This window comes from Rhodopseudomonas palustris (assembly GCF_034479375.1).
GTDB classification, from domain to species: Bacteria; Pseudomonadota; Alphaproteobacteria; order Rhizobiales; family Xanthobacteraceae; genus Rhodopseudomonas; species Rhodopseudomonas palustris_M.
Window position 1 is genome coordinate 932,612 of record NZ_CP140155.1, and the last position, 16,244, is coordinate 948,855.

The window sequence follows — 16,244 nt, forward strand, 5'->3', positions numbered from 1 at the left end:
ACGATAGGTGCGGGTAAATTAGTCAAGTGTCCGATCGCAACAGTAAATCGCTCCGCGACGCGCTGGCGGCAGACTATCAGGGACTGGTCAACCGGCTTACGCGCTGTTTGGGCTCCGCTGACGTCGCCCGCGAAACGCTGCACGAGACGTTTCTCAAGGTCGATCGAGTATCGGACGCGGTCGAGATCCGCAGTCCATTGGACTATCTGTTCCGTATCGCGCTGAACGTCGCCAAGGATCGCAACAAGAAGGATCGGCATCTGTTGAGCGCCGGCGAGATCGCCGCGATCATGGACGTCGTCGACGAGCGGCCCGATCCGGCCATTGTGACCGAATCCCGCATGGAGATCGCCGAGTTTCAGAAAGCGCTCGGTGAATTGCCGGCTCGTCGCCGAGAGGTTTTCATCGCCGCGCATCTCGAACAGATCCCGCATCGGGATATTGCCCAGCGTTTCGGGATCAACATCCGCACCGTCGAGTTCGACATTCAGCACGCGATGGAGTATCTCAGCGGCCGATTGGGGCGTCAGGTGGTCCGGCGTTTTGGTCCCCGTCCGCGCCCCAAAGCGGTCGATTAGCGGCAGTTCGGGTCAATCCGGGGGAGTTCGCGCCGATCGGTGTTTTCGCCGCCGGCCGGACGCTTGATCGCCTTCCGGAATCGAACCGTCGAAATACGAAAATCTCTCGATACTGGCCGCTGATAGGATTCGGTCTGCGGGGCCGCGAATCGTCTTAGGATCGACACCAACCTGTGGCCGCTGCGCGCATGCCGGTCCGAGGAGACCTCAGAGTGGGGGACCGATCTTGAGTGCAGCCGACGAGACGCCCGAGCTCGATGCCGTTCAGCGGCAGGCGCTCGCTTGGGTGATCCGGCTGAACTCCGGCGAGGCGACGTCCGACGATGCCGCCGCTTTGGCGATGTGGCGTAAGCGCGGGCCCGAATACGAGGAGACCTTCCGCGAGGCGGTAAGGCAGTGGCACACATTCGGCGACGCGACGCGCGAGCTGCTCGGGCGGACCGATGCTGCTCCCACGCGGCCGGTGCGATCCCGGGTCGTGGTCAGCCGTCGCTTCGTGATCGGCGGTTCGATGGCCGCCGCCGCTGCCGTCGGCGGCGTCTATGTGGCGGCGCAGCCGCCGCTCGGGCTGTGGCCCTCGATCGAGGAGTTAGCCGCCGACTATCGCACCGGCAAGGGCGAGCGCCGCACCATCGCCTTGGCGCAGAACATGGCGGTGAAGCTGAACACGCAGACCGCGTTGTCGGTGCGGTCGGCCGCCTCGGCGCCGCGGGTGGAGCTGGTGTCGGGCGAAGCCGCCGTCGACGTCAAGTCCCAGGCTGCCGCGGTGGCGGTCGACGCCGGAGGCGGGCGGATCGAAACGCTGGAGGCGAATTTCAACGTCAGATGTATCGATCACAAGGTGTCGCTGGTGTGTTTCAGCGGCGCCCTGCAGGTCGACTGGAAGGGCCAGCGCGCCGCGCTGACAACGTCGCAGCAACTGACTTACTCGGAGGAGGGCGGCCTGACGCCGGTTTCTCCGGCCGATCCCGAGCAGGCCACGGCGTGGCAGCGGGGGCTTCTGCTGGTCCGGGACTGGCCGGTCGAGCGTCTCGTCGCCGAGATCAACCGCTATCGTCCCGGCCGTATCGTGATCATGGACGACCGACTCGGCCGTCGCATGATCTCGGGCACATTCTATCTGGACCATCTCGACGATGTCGTCGCGCAGGTTCGCGGACTGTTCGGCGCGAGCGCGCGGACGCTGCCGGGCGGCATCCTGTTGCTGAGCTGACGGCGCGCCCCTGCGACGTCGATCGTCCTTTGGTTTCGACCAGTGAGGGACGGCATCACCGGTACGGGCTCGGAGCCGATTGCGGTCTGAACATTTTGCAGCCATCCGCGGACTAATCGTTTTGTTCCTTCCCGCTCGAGATTTTTCTTAACTTCCGATTCAGTCCTCGGCCGGGCCAGTCGTCTTCTGATTCGAGACACCGTGAACGCGGCCGCCCGCCGCGTGATCATGCGAGTGTCCGGGAGACGAGCGAGAACCCGTGCAGTTTGAAAGTAGCTATCAGCGTCGCGGCCTCGCGTCCGCGCGGGCGACGGCGTTTTGCCTCAAATCAGCGGCTGTCGCGCTGACCGCGATCGGCGTGGTTGTGCCGGCCGCGGCGCGCAGCGAAACGGCGCAAGCCGCGGCAACCCAGCCCGGTCCGGCTGCTCAAGCGCAGCCGGCGCAGCGCTTCGACATCCATGATTTCGCCGTTCAGGGGGCCGACAAGCTGCCGCAGATCGAGATCGAGGAGGCGGTCTATCCGTTCCTCGGTCCGAACAAGACGGCGGAGGATGTCGAGAAGGCGAGGGCCGCGCTGGAGAAGGCGTATCACGACAAGGGCCTTCAAACCGTCAGCGTCGCGGTGCCGCCGCAGAACGTCGGACGCAAGGTCGTCGTGCTGAAAGTGACCGAGCTGAAGGTCGGCCGGCTGCGCGTGAAGAACTCGCGCTACTTCGACGTTGGCAAGATCAAGCGGACGGCGCCGTCGCTGAAGGAAGGGACCGTGCCGAACTTCAAGGACGTGACCAAGGACATCGTGGCGCTGAATCAATGGCCGGACCGGCGGGTGACGCCGGCTCTTCGGGCCGGCGTCGCGCCGGGGACCGTCGACGTCGATCTCAACGTCGAAGACAAGGCGCCGATCCACGCATCGGTGGAGCACAACAACCGGCAGTCGCCGAGCACCACCGCGACGCGCGTCAACGCCACGGTGCACTACGACAATCTCTGGCAGCTCGGACATTCTGCGAGTTTCACCTACCAGGTTGCGCCGGAGCGACGACAGGATGCCGAGGTGTTCTCCGGCTCGTATCTGGCGCGGCTGCCGAATCTCGACTGGATCAACCTGCTGCTCTACGGCGTGTCCTCGAACAGCAGTGTCGCGAGCGTCGGCGGGACGAACATCGTCGGTCCTGGGCAGATCATCGGCACCCGGGCGGTGATGACGTTGCCCGGGCGGGACGGCTTCTTCCACACGCTGTCGGCGGGCCTCGATTACAAGCATTTCGAACAGACGGTGGCGCTCGGTGCCGACGCATTCTCTTCGCCCGTCACCTACTATCCCGCGGTTGCGAGCTACGGCGCGACGTTCCAGGGCGAGAATTTCACCACGCAGTTCAACGCCGCGGTCACCTACAATCTGCGGACGCTGTCGAGCAGCGCGGCGGAATTCGACGCGAAACGTTACTTCGCGTCGCCGAGCTTCACCCACTTCAACGTCGACGTCTCGCACACACAGGAACTGCCCGAAGGATTCCAGCTTTGGGGCAAGGTGCAGTCGCAGGTCGCCGACGGGCCGTTGGTGTCGAGCGAGCAGATGAGCGTTGGCGGCTTGGACAGTGTGCGCGGCTATCTCGAATCCGAGACGCTCGGTGACGACGGCGTCGTCGGCAATTTCGAGATCCGCAGTCTGGACGTCGGCTCCTGGCTGCAGTCGCAGATGAAGGATGAGACCGGGCTGGGGACGCCTCGTTTCACCACTTTCAACGAATGGCGGGTGTTCGGCTTCGCCGACGCCGGCCACGCGTCCATTCAGCGGCCGCTGCCGGGCCAGATCTCATCGTTCGATCTCTGGAGTTACGGCATCGGCTCCCGGTTCAAGGTGTTCAGCCTGATCAACGGCGTCGTCGTGCTGTCGGTGCCGATGAAGGACCAAGCCTACACCCGCGCGGGTGATCCGCGCTTCAATTTCCGTGTTTGGGGCGAATTCTGATGACAATCGAGAAAGACGACGTGCGCGGTGCCGGATGGCGGTGGACGCGCGGCGCCAAGGCCCTGACAAGGGCAGGACTGCTCGCGATGGTCGGCGGCCTGCTGCTGACCGCGACCCCCGCCAAGGCGTGGTGGAACGACGAGTGGCAGCTTCGCAAGAAGATCACGATCGACACCAGCGCCGCAGGCGCCAACATCACCGATCCGATCGGAACCACGCCGCTCCTGGTGCGGCTGCACACCGGCAACTTCCGCTTCAATGCCACCAAGGAAGACGGTGGCGATCTGCGCTTCGTCGCCGGCGACGACAAGACGCCGCTGAAGTATCATATCGAGAAGTTCGACGCGCTGCTCGGCGAAGCCCTGGTCTGGGTTGCTGTCCCGAACTTGCAGCCGGGTGCCAAGACCGAGCTTTGGCTTTACTACGGCAACAAGAAAGCGGTCGCGGCGGCGGATTCGAAGGGCACCTACGACGCCGACACTCAGCTCGTCTATCATTTTGGCGAGCGCGGCACCGTTCCGCTGGATTCCACCGTCTGGGGCAACAATGCACAGAGCGTTGGCCAGCCTGCCGACGGTGCGATGATCGGCACGGGCTTGCGCCTCGACGGTCGCATGCCGCTCACCTTGCCGTCCTCCTCGGCGCTCGCGCTGGCAGGCAGCAGCGGCTGGACCTGGTCCGCCTGGGTCAAGCCTGCGGCATCGCAACCGAACACCGCGCTCTACAGCCGGCGGGACGGCGGCAACGCGGTGGTGATCGGCTTCGACAACGGCGCCCCGTTCGTCGAGGTCGCCAACGGCGGCACGGTTCAGCGTAGCGCGACCGCGTCTCCGATCGCTCTCAATAGCTGGCATCACGTCGCAGTGGTCGCCGGGAACGGACGGGTCACGCTGTATCTCGACGGCAACGCCTATGCCGTGCTCGACGCGGCGCTTCCTGCGCTCAACACCCTTGCTTTCGTCGGTGGAGACACGATTCCCTCCAACGCGGCTCCAACAGCGTCGCCGGCTTCAACGCCGGCGCCGGTGGCCGACGGAAGCAATCCTCCAAGCGAAGCGGACGCCGGCGGCAGTCCTGCCGACGCCGCTCCGGTGGCGGCCGCTCCCGCGGCGGTCGCGATGACGGCGTTCACCGGCGACATCGACGAGCTCGAGATCAGCAAGGCGTCGCGTCCGGCCGGCTTCGTTCGTGTTGCGGCGATCGGCCAGGGGCTCGACAAAGGCAAGCTGGTGACGTTCAGCGTCGACGAGGAGACCGGAAGCTGGCTGTCGGGCTATTTCGCCGTGATCCTGAAGTCGGTGACGCTCGACGGCTGGGTGGTGATCGCCATCCTGATGGTGATGGCGGTGATCAGCTGGATGGTGATGATCGACCGGGCCTCCTATCTGCGGCGCCAGGCGCGGGCGAACGCTCGTTTCATGGCCTGCTACAACAGCGTCGATTTCGATCTGACGTTGGTGAGCCACGGTTCGCCGGAGCAGGTCGCGACCCTCGGGGGCAAGCTCGACAACAAGGACGCGGCCCTGATGCGGTCCTCGTCGTTGTACCGGATCTACCATATCGCCGCCGACGAAATCCGCCGCCGGTCCGGCAAGGGTGGCGTTCCCGTGCTGTCGTCGAGCTCGATCGCTGCGATCCGCGCCGCGCTCGACGGCGGTGTGGTTCGTGAAACGCAGCGCCTCAACCGCCTGATGGTGATGCTGACCATCGCGATTTCCGGCGGCCCGTTCCTCGGCCTGCTCGGCACTGTGGTCGGCGTGATGATCACGTTCGCGGCGATTGCGGCTTCGGGGGACGTCAACGTCAACGCCATCGCACCCGGCATCGCCGCAGCGCTGGTCGCCACCGTGGCCGGTCTCGGCGTCGCGATCCCCGCGCTGTTCGGCTACAACTACCTGATCTCCCAGATCAAGAATCTCACCGCCGACGTGCAGGTGTTCGTCGACGACGTGGTGACGCGGATCGCCGAACTCTACACCTCCGACCGTCCGGCGCCGCTGCGGCGCGGCCAGGCGGCGGAGTGAGACGATGCAGGTCCAAGACGACTCCAAGCCGTATGACGACATCAACATCACGCCGATGTTGGACCTGGCCTACGTCCTGCTGGTGATATTCATCATCATGACGACGGCCACGGTGCAGGGCCAGAAGGTCAATCTGCCAAAAGCGTCCGCGGCGCCCAGCCTGGCCACGCAGACGACGAAGGCGATCACCGTCGGCAACGACGGCAAGATCTTCCTGGACACCATGCCCGTCACCCTGCCGGAACTGGAGCAGCGCCTGCTGCAGCAGAAGGCGCTTACTCCGGAATTCCCGGTGGTGCTGCGTGGCGACGCGCAGGCCCAGTACCAGAGCGTGATGGACGTGCTCGATCTGCTGGGCCGGATCGGCCTCAGCCAGGTCGGTCTCGCAACCAAGCCGCTCGTGAAGTGACGGGGACAATGTCGTGAAGCGTCTATTGTTTCCCCTCGCGCCCCGGCCCGTCCCGGTCGTTCAGGAAGGCGTGCTCGTGCAGATGCGAGACGCGCTGCTGCGCCGCTTCGGGCGTCAGCAGGCGGCGGCGGTCGGCATCGGCGCCGTCTCAGCACCGCAGCGCGACGAAGCCGGTGGCGCCGCGGTGTTGGAGTTTCCGATCCGCGGCGACGCGCGGCTCGTCGGGCTGGCCGGCATGCTGGCCAAATGGATGGCTCCGGCGGAGCTGGAGGAGGATCCCTTCCGTTTGAAGCTATTGAACGGGCGGCGTCGGAGTCTGTCGATCGATCGTGACGCTTACGTCGAGCACCGTGCCGAGGATGGCAGCTTCCAACTCGTGATCGATTCCGTTCGGTTTCGGCTGACGCTGGAGACGAGTGACTTCGCGCTGCTGGTGAAGTTCGTGCTGCAGTACTGCGCGGAGCAGGGGTACCTCGCGCGATCCGGTGAGGCCGCATCGTGAGCAAGCTCGGGGAAGACTGGCAGCGGTCGCCGTCGGACGACGCAGAGAGCGATGCGCGCGGGCCGGGCAGGCGATCTGCGATCAGGTATGGCGTCGCGGTCGTGATCCTCGCGGGGCTTTTCGGCGGCGGCTATCGCTGGTTGTTCAGCGGCGACGATCTTCCGCCGCCCCGTCAGGTTCACGAGATCACCATCGTCAACGTGCCGCCGCCTCCTCCTCCGCAGCCTCCGGCTCCTCCGCCCGAGCAGACGATGGTCGAGCAGCCAAAGATGGCGGAGCAGGAGTTCAAGGAAGAGAAGGCGATCGAGAAGCCGCAGGACGAACCGGTCAAGGACGCCAAGAACGACGAACCACCCGGCCCTCTGGCGCTGGACGCCAAGGCGACCGGACCCGGCGACCTGTTCAATCTCGGCGGAAAGCCGGGCGGCAGCCCGTATGGCGGAGGTGGAGGCGGTGGAAGCCGCTGGGGCTGGTACGCCTCGATCGTCCAGTCGCAGATCGAAAGCGCGTTGCGCGCGAACCAGCGGACGCAGCGAGCGGTGCTGCAGGTGCAGATCCGATTGTGGGCGGACAGCACCGGCAAGATCAGTCGCGTGCAATTGGTGTCGTCGACAGGCGACGCCGAACTCGACCGGATCATCCGTGACGACGTGCTCGGCAGCCTGACGCTGCGCGAGCCTCCGCCCAAAGACATGCCAATGCCGATGGTGACGCGCGTGACCGCGCGTCGTCCGAGCTGATCTAACTAACAACGACGACGAGTGGAAGGACAGGGGACGATGTTTGACTTCAATCCGAACGCACGCCGGCGCGCATATCTGCTCGCCGTTTCGCTGGCGGCGCTCGTGGCCGCGGCGCCGGCCTTCGGCCAAAGCGCGGATCGTGCCGCCGACAGGACCGAGGCCAAGCGGCCCAGGGTGTCCGATGCCAAGCCGGTCTCGCCGAACGCCACGGTCGGTCTCTTGAACCTGATGGTGAAGCGCAAGCTCCTGACGCAGGAGGAGGCCGACAGCCTGATCCAGCAGGCCGACACCGAGGCCTACGTTTCGCGGCAGGCCGCCAAGGATGCACGCGTCAAGGCGGACGAAGCCGCCAAGGTGGCCGGCGAAGCCGCCGCCGCCGCCAATCCGCCCGGCACACGTCACGTCACTTATGTGCCCGAGATCGTCAAGCGGCAGATCCGCGACGAGTTGAAGAAGGAAGTGATGGCGAAGGCGCAAAAGGAGAACTGGGCGTCGCCGGGCATGTATCCGGAATGGGCGCAGCGCATCCGCTTTTACGGCGACTTCCGCAGCCGCTATCACGGCAGCTTCTTCCCGCAGGGCAACGCACAGGCCGACGCGATCAACTTCAACGCCATCAACAGCGGTTCGCCCTACGACCTGTCGGACACCACTAATCCGTACAATTGGCCGACCTACAACACGACGCAGAATCGCAACCAAGTCCGGCTGCGCGCCCGGCTCGGTATGGAAGCCGACCTGGCCTACGGCTTCAATGCCGGGGTGCGGATTGCGACCGGTGAAAGCAATTCACCGGTCTCCACCAACCAGACGATGGGGGGCAGCGGTTCGAATTTATCGAAATATTCGGTGTGGCTCGATCGCGGCTATCTGAAATACGAAGCGTTCGACCGCGATCTGGTGCTGTCGGCGGGTCGTTTCGACAACCCGTTCTGGTCGCCGACCGATCTCGTCTGGTATCGCGAACTCGGGTTCGATGGCGTCGCGGCGCAGGGCCGATATTCGGTCACCCCGGACTTCTCGGTATTCGGCGTCGCCGGCGCATTCCCGATCTTCAACACGGATTTCAACGCCGGCAGCAATCTTCCGGTCGAGCAGTCGAAGTTCCCGAGCCACGACAGATGGCTGTTCGGTGCTCAGCTCGGCTTCGCGCAGCGCTTCGCGCCGGTCAGCGAATTCCGGTTCGCGACCGCGATCTACGACTTCCAGAACGTGCAGGGCCAGACCTCGGACACCTGCTTCGTGGCGAACGCGAGCAACGGCTGCAGCACCGATCTGACCCGTCCGATGTTCGCGCAGAAGGGCAACACCTATATGACGCTGCGCAACCTCGCCTCGGGCTTCGCCTTCAACAATTTCGGCTCGGAGCTGCAGTATCAGTACTTTGGACTGGCGCAGAAGTATCGGCCACTGGTGGTGAGCGGATCGCTCGATCTCGGCGAATTCCATCCCTACCATATCGTCATCGACGGCGAGTTCGTGTGGAACACCGCGTTCGATCGCTCGCTGGTCAACAACGGCGTGGGCATGAAGAGCCTTCCCGGCAACGTCGCCGGATACTTCTACAACAACCGCGGGCCGACCCCGGACCGGACGCTCGGCGCGTTCGACGGTGGTGACAAGGGCTGGATGGGGCGAGTCACCGTCGGAAACCGGGAGATCAAGCACCTCGGCGATTGGAACGTTCACGCCGGTTACAAATATCTGGAGTCCGACGCCACTCTGGACGCCTTCGCCGACTCCGATTTCGGCCTCGGCGGAACCAACCTGAAGGGCTATTTCCTCGGCGCCAATCTCGGCCTCAGCGACAACGTCTGGAGCTCCGTGCGCTGGCTGAGCGCCAACAGCATCGCCGGTCTGCCGTACGCGGTGGACGTGTTGGTCGTCGACCTCAACGCGAAGTTCTGATCATGAAGACTCTGATCCTGATGCTCACGATCGGTGTGCTGGCCTGTTCGGCGACCGGCGCGTCCGCCGAGGTCGAGGCCGACAAGCTGCGCGAAGCGCTTCGCGCCGCGACGTTGCAAACGCGCCAACTCGAAGATCAACGCGCCGTGCTGCAGGCCAAGGTCGCCGACGCCGAGCGGGAAAAGGCCGCGGCGAAATCCCAGGCCGAAGCCGCCAAGGCGGAGACGAGAGAGGCCAAGAAGCAATATCGGGAAGCCGTCGACGAGTTCAATCGCCGGCTCTCGGAGCGCGACGAAACGCTGGAGAAATGGAAAGTCGCGTACGAGGAGGCCGCCTCGGTGGCGCGCGACAAGGATGCGGCGCGCGCCAAGTTCGAAGGCGAGGCCAATGCCTACAAGGCGTCGACGAAGAGCTGCGTCGTCAAGAACAAGCAGCTCGTCGCCGCCGGCAAGGATCTTCTGCAGCGTTATCAAAGTGTCACCATCGGTGACACAATTGTCGCGCAGGAGCCGGTACTCGGACTGCGACGTGTCGAAATCCAGAACAGCATCCAAGAGACCGGCGACAAGTTTCTCGATCAGAAGGTGAACCCATGAGTAACAGGATCGTCGATTGCATCCGGCGGACAGCCCTGGTCAGCGTCGCGACGTTGGTTCCGTTGGTCGCGGCCGCCCAGACCGCGACGACGCCGTCGGCGCCTGCGCAACGACAGCCTCACGCCGCACCGCGCGCGGCCAAGCAGCAGCCTGCGGAAGCCGTGCAATCACAAGGCGTCGCGTCGAAAACCACCAGGGCGGTCGACAAGGATGCCGACGCGCGCAAGAGCGGCGACGTGATCGCCCGCGTCGGCAGCACGAATATCTCCACAGACGAGATCCGCGGCTACGTTGCCGCGCTCGGCGAGCGCGATCGTGCGGCGCTGCGTCAGGATCCCAGCCTGCTCAGCCAGGCGGTGCGAATGATGCTGGCCAATCGTCTCGTGTTGCAGGAGATCGCCGCGAAGAAGTGGGATCAGCAGCCGAATATCGCCGAGAAGCTCGACCGTGTGCGCGAGAGCGCGGCAGTCGAGCTGTATCTGCAGACGGTGTCGTCTCCGCCCGAGAAGTTTCCCAGCGACGAGGATCTACAGAAGGTCTACGAGGCCAATCGCGCCGCATTCCTGATGCCGCGGCAGTTCGAACTGGCGCAGATCTTCATCGCGCTGCCGAAGGATGCCGACAAGGCGACCGAAGACAAAGCTAGAAAAAGCGTGGATGACATTCAGCGCAAGCTGAAGGCGCCGGGGGGCGATTTTGCGGCCGTCGCCAACGAGGCTGGTGACGCCAATGGCGGCGCGTTGGGTTGGGTGGTGGAGAACCAGATCAGGCCCGAGATCCGCGCAAAGGTGATGGAGATGGCGAAGAACGCCGTGTCCGATCCGATCAGGCTCGACGACGGCTGGCACATCGTCAGGGTGCTCGACACCAAGGCGCCGTATACGCGCACTTTGCCGGAGGTCCGAGACGGGCTGGTCCAGCAGATCCGCAACGAACGCGCGACGATGCTGCGCCGGGCCTATCTGGCCGACCTGCTGAAGCAGCAACCGCCCGTGATCAACGAACTGGCGTTGGCGGGTTTGCTGAACGAGCGTAGCTCGGCGACGCGTTAACCGTCGTCCGCCGACCATCCGACGCCGCGTCGCGGCACCTCGAACCGGAGTACTCAATGTCCGCCAACCTCATCAGCAGGCTCGATGTCGACGGCCTGCGCGAACTGTTTCAAACCGCCGGCTATCGCGTCGAAACCGTGTCCGACCCGGTAGCCAACGTCACCTATCTGCGTTCCGCCACCAACGGCCTCGCCTTCGACATTCGTCCCGGCAATCGCCTTCCAGACGATCAGAGCCTTGCCGACGTCGCTCTGGTCGCGGTGATCCAGGTACAGGGAGAGTTGCCGCTCGCCGTGGTCAACCGCTGGAATGCGTCGCGCCGGTTCGGCCGATTGCAGGCGAGCGGGCCGTTCCTCGCGCTGTCGCTCGATCTGCTGTTCGCCGGCGGAGTCAGCCGGGATCATCTGCGCGCCCAGATCGAGATTTGGGATCATCTGGTGCAGCAACTGATCGTCTTCCTGCGCGAGGAGATCGCTGCATTGCCACAGGTGCGGCCGGGTGAGTCAGTCGCCGGTGCGGCGGCTGCCGGGGCTGGCGACGTGGCCGCGGCGACGGTGCAATAGGTCTGCGCGGCCGAGGAATTGCGATGGACGTTCGAGGGCAGGCGATGCGGCGCGGCGTCCACTGGCGATCCAAGATCGTACGATGGCTCGGTCTGACGATGGGTCTGGTCGCCGCAGCGACCGGTGTCCGTGCCGGGACCGATGGGAGCGGCGAGATCAAGGAGCCTGGCTCAACGCGCCAGGTCCCGGCGGTCTGGATCGAATTCGGCCGCCGGCTGCAGGAGCGGATTCAGCAGTGCCTGAGTTCCGACAGCGAAGCCGTGATGCGCTTGCAGACGTCGATGCAGAACCTCGCCACCGAGCGCGGCGCATCGCCGACCGTCATCGTTCGTGTATGGGTTCATTCGGATGGCGCTGTCGCTCGCGCCGAACTGGAGGGTCCGTCGAGCGCGGAAGATCGCCGCGATCTGATGCTGGCGATCGGTGATGCGGGCGTCGACGAAACAGTGCCGCCCGAGATGCCGCAGCCGCTTCGGATGAAGTTCACCTTGGCGGCACGGCCGACGGAGCAGTCGCGATGAACTGGCGCTCGAACGGGGCTCGGGTCTTGCTGCGACGGTGTGCCGGCGCTGTGTTGCTCTGGGCATTCATTGGTTTCGGTCTGGCGCGCGCCGAGCCGGCTAATCCGTCGGCTGCAATCGACGCGCAGGCTGCACGGTCCGACGTCGGCGCTGAACCAGCGCCTGCAAGGCTCGCCGCTGCCGAAGCTCCGCCGCCCAGTTTGACGCCCTCGGTCGCTGCGCCCTCGAGCCAGACGAGGGCAAGCAATACGCCGGCGGCGTTTCGGGCGCTGATTGCCCGGGAGGCCGAGCGGCACGGTCTCGCACCGGCGGTTGCCGAAGCGGTGATGGCGGTCGAGAGCGGCTTCAATCCGGATGCTGTCGGAGGCTCCGGTGAGATCGGACTGATGCAGGTGATGCCGTCGACGGCCCGGATGCTCGGCTTCCTCGGCAGCAACGCAGAACTCGCAGTGCCTGAAACCAACATCAGATATGGCGTGACCTATCTGGCGCGAGCCTGGCGGCTCGCCGGCGGCGATATCTGCACGGCGACAATGAAGTATCGGGCGGGACACGGCGAGACACGATTCTCGCACCTCTCGGTCAAGTATTGCGTAGCGGTGCGCGGCCAGCTCGCTGCGCTGGGCTTTCCGGTGACTGGTCAGGTCCCGGTCGCAAGCTTCGGTTCGCCAAGCGGCGGCGGAGCCGGGTTCGACGGCGGCTGCCGTCGTCGTTGTCTGGCCGGAAACACGGTCGGACGCGTTGATCTCGCAGCGTTGAACGCGCGACTGAATACGTTGGTGGTGCAGGTTCGCAGCGGGAGGTGAAGCCGATGACAGCGACATGTTGCCTGATTACATCGCGCGGCGGCGCGGGGCGGGTAGAGGCTGTCGTGCCGGCTGTGGTCGCTCTCATGGCAGCGCTGGCGGTCGCTTCGACATCGGCCGTCGCACAGGCGCCGAGCCCGAACAGGCTGCCGCCAGTCACGATCGAAACCCCGCCACCTAGTCCGCTGCTGCCGACGGCGCCGGTCACCGCACCGCCTGCGCTCGATCTCTCGAACGTCGGACGCGGCCCCGGCGGGCCGGGCGGCGCCCAGCGCTGCGTCGACGTCCCGATAGGCTCCGACCGGGCGTTCGGTTGCCTCAACCAACGGCTCAAGCGCACCGTCGATCAGGTCAATCCGGTGATGAACATTCCCCCGATCGATGCGAAGTCGTCTGATCTCAAAGTCGGAACTGTAAATATCCCGGCGGTGCAGCAGCAGTATGGAAGCAACTTCGGCATCTCGGCCGTGCCGTTCCGCCCTAATGTGAGTTTCCCGTCTCCGCGTGGACGGTGAGCTGGTATCGGATCGAGTGGCTTGTCCGACCGGTCGGTGAGCCGATCGCGAGCGCGCCAGCACGACGCTGCAGCGGCGAGCGGCCGTCAAAGCACTCTTGGTTTCAGCAAGTACAGCGCCGGCGCCAAAGAGCATCTTCTACGACAACGCGGATTACAACTCCAATCGCGGCACCGGTCAAACGCCTTCAACCTTCCGGCGCAGGGAATGGTCACGGGCGTGCCTACCGCGCCTCCGCCGCCGATCGTGGCACTGGCTGCAGGGTGCGGGCGGCACTCACTCTGGAGAGTGCGCCTGATCCCCTCAAACGAGAGAGGCCGACATGGAAACGTATAGAGGTCCGTGGGCTGATACTAAAAACACCGCGTTCTGTTCGGGGTATTTTGTGCCGGCTCAACGATCTCGGTGAGCGCAACCAGAGCGACAAGAAAAGCGCGTGCTGATGGCCGTCACGCGAGTGTAACATTTTCTGCCTACTGCATCAGCATTCCGAGGAATAGGCGCGAGCGAGGATTAGTATTGCCACCGGATGCGCCAGTCGTTGCGTCCTGGATCGTTCGGCCTCGCCGCGCGCTGGCGCTGGTGTTCGCTCTGTCCCTGGCAACCGGATCTGGCCAAGCGGAAGAGTCAGTCAGTTTCGATATTCCATCTCAGCCGCTGGCAAAAGCGCTTCATGCCTTCAGCGCGGCGACTGGAATCGAGGTGTTGGTCGATGCGCGGCCGGCGGCCGGCCATCGTGCGCCGGATCTCAAAGGCTCGTTGCCGCCGCACGAGGCCTTGTCGATCTTATTGGCCGGCTCGAACCTCGTCGCCCGGGATTTCGGCAGGGATACCGTCATACTCGCCGCGATGTCGCCGGCCCCAACATCTCTGATGGAAGATCAGCGCTACTTTGCGGATGTTCAGCGTGCCGTCGAACATGCCCTTTGCGCCGATGAGCGCACTTTGCCAGGCCGCTATCGACTGGCGCTCAAGCTCTGGGTTGGGCCATCGGGTGAGGTGACGCGGGCAAAACGGCTCGACACCACCGGCGATCGGGCACGCGATGACGCCCTCGATGCGGCGATATCGCGGATCAGCGTCGGGACATCGCCGCCGCCGCTTTTGGCGCAGCCGATTGCTGTCATCGTATCGCCCAGCTACACCGGCACGATCACGGGCTGCCCGGCAGGAGTTCTTCCGCGCCGCGCCGCAAATCGGTAGCTGGCAGCCTCCATCATGGTCGATAATGGGCTCAACGTGCTGCGCAAGCTGCTGGTTTCGCGCTACGACGAGTTGAAGCGGCGGCTGGCGCGCCGCGTCGGTTCGTCGGACGTCGCGGCCGAAGCGCTGCACGAGACCTGGATCCGGCTCGGCCAGATCCATGAAGTCGCCGTGGTTCGGCGGCCGGAATCATATCTCTATCGTATCGCGCTCAATGTTGCGGTGGACCGCCACCGAGCCGATGTTCGTTGGTCCGACAGGGCCAGTTTCGAGGCCGTGCTGTACTCCGACGACGACCAGCTCGATCCCGAACATATCGTGCTGATGCAGTCGGAAATGGCCGCGATGGAGAAGGTCCTTGCCGAGTTGCCGGAGCGGCGCCGCGCGGTCTTTATGGCGGCGCTGATCGAGGAACTGCCCTATCGGGAGATCGCAAAGCGGTTTGGTATTTCGCTTCGCTCGGTCGAGCGCGAGATGAGCCACGCCTTCGAGCATTGCAGCAAGCGTTTCGAAAAATTGCCGGTAAAGAGGCGGGTTCGTGCTTCGGGAGACGTCTTGTCAATGGACAGGGCGTTGAACCCCGCCACGGATAGCAACCATGACGACGAATTCTGACGTGCCCGACCCGACTGAAGACCCGATGATCGCGGCGCGGCGCTGGGTCATCCGCTTGCGTTCGGGTGAAGCAGGTCGGAGCGATGTCGAGGCGCTCGGACGATGGCGTGCCGAGAACGTGGCGCATCGCCGGGCATTCGCACTTGCGAATGCGCAATGGGACGTGTTGCGGCAGGCGGCCAAGAACGTCGTCAAGGCCGATATCGTGAATCCGCAAAAACCTGCGAATACCCTGATGACACGGCGGGTCTGGATGGGTGGCGCACTCGCTGCCTCGGTCGGCGGCGCAGCCTATCTCGCGGTGCGCCCGCCGCTCGAACTCTGGCCGTCTTTGTCGGAGCTCAACGCCGACTACCGAACCGAGATCGGAGAGCGCCGCCAGATCGACTTTGCCGACAACGTATCAGTCGAGATGAATACGCGGACCAGCCTCACGGCACTGGACCTCGGCGAGAACGTTCAGGGTCTCAACCTGGTCAGCGGCGAGATTGCCGTGACGACGGGAAAGGTGGGTACAGCGCCGGGCCAGCCGTTCGTCATCGTGGCCGGCAGCGGGCGCGTCAGTGCGACGCAAGCGATGTTCGATCTGCGCCGCGACGGCCAGGATGTCGCGGTGACCTGTTTGGAAGGCGGCTTGATCGTCGCGTGCGGCCAGCAGACGGCCGAGCTGAAGGCCGGGCAGCACATCAGCTTCGGCGCGCAGGGTCTCGGCGTACTCGCGGCGACCGATGGCCGCGTGGTTGGAGCATGGCGCCAAGGTCTGCTGGTGTTCGAGAACCAGCCGCTGGCGCAGGTGATCCCGGAGATCAATCGTTACCGCCGCGGTCGCATCGTGCTGACCAGCGATCGCGTCGCTCGCCTGCCGCTCGACGCCACCTTCCGGCTCGACCGGATCGACGAGGTGGTGCCGAAACTGGCACATTTGTTTGGCCTGAAGGTCAGGGCGCTGCCCGGCGGCGTGGTTTTCCTGAGCTGACGTCCTGATCCGACATCGCTGATCGGGTGCCGTCGCGCGTCACAAATG

General features: G+C 64.8%; 17 protein-coding genes. All 17 read left to right on the top strand.

Going from position 1 to position 16,244, the window contains the following annotated elements; all coding sequences use genetic code 11:
- Nucleotides 1-26: 26 nt before the first annotated feature.
- The gene (locus SR870_RS04095) at nt 27-578 is read left to right on the top strand and encodes an RNA polymerase sigma factor (protein ID WP_322516774.1); all 552 of its coding nucleotides are present in this window, start codon (nt 27-29) and stop codon (nt 576-578) included.
- Nucleotides 579-804: 226 nt separating this feature from the next.
- A complete protein-coding gene (locus SR870_RS04100) occupies nt 805-1,791 on the top strand; it encodes a FecR family protein (RefSeq protein WP_322516775.1) in 987 nt (328 codons plus the stop codon).
- Between the two features lie 259 nt (nt 1,792-2,050).
- Nucleotides 2,051-3,763, top strand: a complete 1,713-nt coding sequence (locus tag SR870_RS04105; RefSeq protein ID WP_322516776.1) for a ShlB/FhaC/HecB family hemolysin secretion/activation protein — start codon at nt 2,051-2,053, stop codon at nt 3,761-3,763.
- Complete coding sequence (locus SR870_RS04110) at nt 3,763-5,787, top strand: DUF2341 domain-containing protein (RefSeq protein ID WP_322516777.1); 2,025 nt, start codon at nt 3,763-3,765, stop codon at nt 5,785-5,787. Before SR870_RS04105 ends, SR870_RS04110 begins: the two co-directional genes overlap by 1 nt.
- 4 nt (nt 5,788-5,791) lie before the next feature.
- Nucleotides 5,792-6,196, top strand: coding sequence for a biopolymer transporter ExbD (locus SR870_RS04115; protein ID WP_322516778.1), 405 nt, complete (start codon nt 5,792-5,794; stop codon nt 6,194-6,196).
- A gap of 13 nt (nt 6,197-6,209) precedes the next feature.
- The gene (locus SR870_RS04120) at nt 6,210-6,698 is read left to right on the top strand and encodes a hypothetical protein (protein ID WP_322516779.1); all 489 of its coding nucleotides are present in this window, start codon (nt 6,210-6,212) and stop codon (nt 6,696-6,698) included.
- The gene (locus SR870_RS04125) at nt 6,695-7,438 is read left to right on the top strand and encodes a TonB C-terminal domain-containing protein (protein ID WP_322516780.1); all 744 of its coding nucleotides are present in this window, start codon (nt 6,695-6,697) and stop codon (nt 7,436-7,438) included. The genes SR870_RS04120 and SR870_RS04125 overlap by 4 nt, the downstream gene beginning before the upstream one ends.
- A 39-nt stretch (nt 7,439-7,477) precedes the next feature.
- The gene (locus SR870_RS04130; protein ID WP_322516781.1) at nt 7,478-9,349 is read left to right on the top strand and encodes a putative porin; all 1,872 of its coding nucleotides are present in this window, start codon (nt 7,478-7,480) and stop codon (nt 9,347-9,349) included.
- Between the two features lie 2 nt (nt 9,350-9,351).
- On the top strand, nt 9,352-9,945 hold the full coding sequence (locus SR870_RS04135; RefSeq protein WP_322516782.1) for a hypothetical protein: 594 nt from the start codon (nt 9,352-9,354) through the stop codon (nt 9,943-9,945).
- The gene (locus tag SR870_RS04140; RefSeq protein WP_322516783.1) at nt 9,942-10,997 is read left to right on the top strand and encodes a peptidylprolyl isomerase; all 1,056 of its coding nucleotides are present in this window, start codon (nt 9,942-9,944) and stop codon (nt 10,995-10,997) included. The genes SR870_RS04135 and SR870_RS04140 overlap by 4 nt, the downstream gene beginning before the upstream one ends.
- 56 nt (nt 10,998-11,053) lie before the next feature.
- On the top strand, nt 11,054-11,560 hold the full coding sequence (locus SR870_RS04145) for a YbjN domain-containing protein (protein ID WP_322516784.1): 507 nt from the start codon (nt 11,054-11,056) through the stop codon (nt 11,558-11,560).
- 98 nt (nt 11,561-11,658) lie between these two features.
- A complete protein-coding gene (locus tag SR870_RS04150; protein ID WP_322516785.1) occupies nt 11,659-12,081 on the top strand; it encodes a hypothetical protein in 423 nt (140 codons plus the stop codon).
- Between the two features lie 53 nt (nt 12,082-12,134).
- Nucleotides 12,135-12,887: a lytic transglycosylase domain-containing protein gene (locus tag SR870_RS04155; protein ID WP_416221124.1), complete on the top strand. Its 753-nt coding sequence runs from the start codon at nt 12,135-12,137 to the stop codon at nt 12,885-12,887.
- A gap of 86 nt (nt 12,888-12,973) precedes the next feature.
- Nucleotides 12,974-13,402, top strand: coding sequence for a hypothetical protein (locus tag SR870_RS04160; protein WP_322516786.1), 429 nt, complete (start codon nt 12,974-12,976; stop codon nt 13,400-13,402).
- Between the two features lie 519 nt (nt 13,403-13,921).
- Nucleotides 13,922-14,605 carry an STN domain-containing protein gene (locus SR870_RS04165; RefSeq protein WP_322516787.1) on the top strand — a complete coding sequence of 228 codons (684 nt, stop codon included), beginning with the start codon at nt 13,922-13,924 and terminating at the stop codon, nt 14,603-14,605.
- Nucleotides 14,606-14,620: 15 nt separating this feature from the next.
- On the top strand, nt 14,621-15,220 hold the full coding sequence (locus SR870_RS04170; protein ID WP_322516788.1) for an RNA polymerase sigma factor: 600 nt from the start codon (nt 14,621-14,623) through the stop codon (nt 15,218-15,220).
- A complete protein-coding gene (locus tag SR870_RS04175) occupies nt 15,204-16,196 on the top strand; it encodes a FecR family protein (RefSeq protein ID WP_322516789.1) in 993 nt (330 codons plus the stop codon). Before SR870_RS04170 ends, SR870_RS04175 begins: the two co-directional genes overlap by 17 nt.
- The last annotated feature ends 48 nt before the right edge of the window (nt 16,197-16,244 follow it).

Excerpts from the sequence above, each read along its gene's own strand:
- SR870_RS04110 (WP_322516777.1), top strand. The coding sequence starts at position 3,763 with ATGACAATCGAGAAAGACGACGTGCGCGGTGCCGGATGGCGGTGGACG.
- SR870_RS04115 (WP_322516778.1), top strand. The coding sequence starts at position 5,792 with ATGCAGGTCCAAGACGACTCCAAGCCGTATGACGACATCAACATCACG.
- SR870_RS04130 (WP_322516781.1), top strand. The coding sequence starts at position 7,478 with ATGTTTGACTTCAATCCGAACGCACGCCGGCGCGCATATCTGCTCGCC.
- SR870_RS04135 (WP_322516782.1), top strand. The coding sequence starts at position 9,352 with ATGAAGACTCTGATCCTGATGCTCACGATCGGTGTGCTGGCCTGTTCG.
- SR870_RS04140 (WP_322516783.1), top strand. The coding sequence starts at position 9,942 with ATGAGTAACAGGATCGTCGATTGCATCCGGCGGACAGCCCTGGTCAGC.
- SR870_RS04145 (WP_322516784.1), top strand. The coding sequence starts at position 11,054 with ATGTCCGCCAACCTCATCAGCAGGCTCGATGTCGACGGCCTGCGCGAA.
- SR870_RS04150 (WP_322516785.1), top strand. The coding sequence starts at position 11,659 with ATGGGTCTGGTCGCCGCAGCGACCGGTGTCCGTGCCGGGACCGATGGG.
- SR870_RS04160 (WP_322516786.1), top strand. The coding sequence starts at position 12,974 with ATGGCAGCGCTGGCGGTCGCTTCGACATCGGCCGTCGCACAGGCGCCG.
- SR870_RS04170 (WP_322516788.1), top strand. The coding sequence starts at position 14,621 with ATGGTCGATAATGGGCTCAACGTGCTGCGCAAGCTGCTGGTTTCGCGC.
- SR870_RS04175 (WP_322516789.1), top strand. The coding sequence starts at position 15,204 with ATGACGACGAATTCTGACGTGCCCGACCCGACTGAAGACCCGATGATC.